Genomic DNA, 1,386 nt, shown 5'->3' with positions numbered 1-1,386 from the left:
TGAACTGCACCCCAATTGTTAGACACAGTCTAACAATTGGAGGTGCAGTTTTTTGTATGACAAAATTTACGAAGGATTTAAAGTTAACGCTCGTTCAAGGATTTAATCCGAAAATAATTTCTCAAGCAGAATATGCAAAACAGATGCATATTACAAAGGCACAATTTCAATACTGGTTACGCTTATACGAACTCCATGGAGAAGAAGGTTTACACGAGGTCTATACAAATTACACCGCAGAGTTTAAACTAGACGTACTAAATTTTATGGCTCAATCGGGTATATCGTTAATGGATACAGCGGCTATATTCATGGTTCCTTCTTTTACAACGGTTTATCAATGGAAGAAGCAATTTGAAGTAGGTGGCTTAGATGCCCTTGAACCAAAGAAAAAGGGGCGTCCATCCATGAAAAATAAAAACACAAAACATGATACTAAAAAGATTCCGGCAGAAGGTTCAGTTGAAGCGTTACAAGCTGAATTAGAACGCTTACGTATGGAAAATGCGTATTTAAAAAAGTTGAATGCCTTAGTTCAAAACAAGGAAAAATCACCAAACAAGACAAGGCACAAGTAGTCTATGAATTAAGGCATGAGTTTCAAGTGAAAGAATTAGTAAAGTTAGCGGATATCCCTCGAAGCACCTATTATTTTTATGTAAAACAAATGGATAGAATCGATCCAGATGCCGATTTAAAAGTAGAAATTAAAGCGATTTATGATGAACACGAAGGTCGTTATGGATATCGTCGTATTCGTAATGAGTTAGCCAATCGTAATCAAATAGTGAATCATAAAAAAGTGCAACGAATTATGAAAGAGTTAGGTTTAAAATGTCTTGTACGTATGAAAAAATATAAATCTTATAAAGGAACAGTTGGTAAAATTGCACCTCATATTTTAGAGCGTAAATTTACGGCAGATACGCCAAATGAAAAATGGGTAACCGATATTACAGAATTTAAATTATTCGGTGAGAAACTTTATTTATCACCTGTATTAGACTTGTATAATGGTGAAATCATTACCTATACAATTGGCTCTAGACCGACGTATTCACTTGTTTCAGAAATGTTAGAGACAGCATTAGAAGGTTTACCTGAAAATCACCAACTAATGATGCATTCAGATCAAGGGTGGCATTATCAAATGAAACAGTACCGTCACGCATTACAAAAAAGAGGTATCGTACAAAGTATGTCTCGTAAAGGCAACTGTTATGACAACGCAGTAATGGAGAATTTCTTTGGAATCATGAAGTCTGAGTTTCTCTACATAAAAGAGTTTGAAAGTGTAGAGCACTTCAAAATAGAATTAGAAAAATATATAGATTATTACAATACAAAACGGATAAAGGCAAAATTAAAAATGAGCCCGGTGCAATA

1 protein-coding gene is annotated in these 1,386 nt (G+C 34.4%); it reads left to right on the top strand.

From position 1 onward, the window contains the following. Positions 1-56: 56 nt before the first annotated feature. Positions 57-1,386, top strand: a protein-coding gene (locus DN401_RS29250) for an IS3-like element ISBce18 family transposase (RefSeq protein ID WP_149288119.1) whose coding sequence is annotated in 2 segments (ribosomal slippage) — positions 57-513 and positions 513-1,386 — 1,331 coding nt annotated over the 2 segments. Because the reading frame shifts where the segments join, the coding sequence is not laid out codon by codon here. This gene is flagged as partial in the annotation.

It is taken from the genome of Bacillus sp. BF2-3, from assembly GCF_008368795.1.
In the GTDB taxonomy this organism is placed as follows: Bacteria; Bacillota; Bacilli; order Bacillales; family Bacillaceae_G; genus Bacillus_A; species Bacillus_A cereus.
The sequence above is the reverse complement of the archived record's forward strand: the minus strand, read 5'-3'. Positions and strand labels throughout refer to the sequence as shown.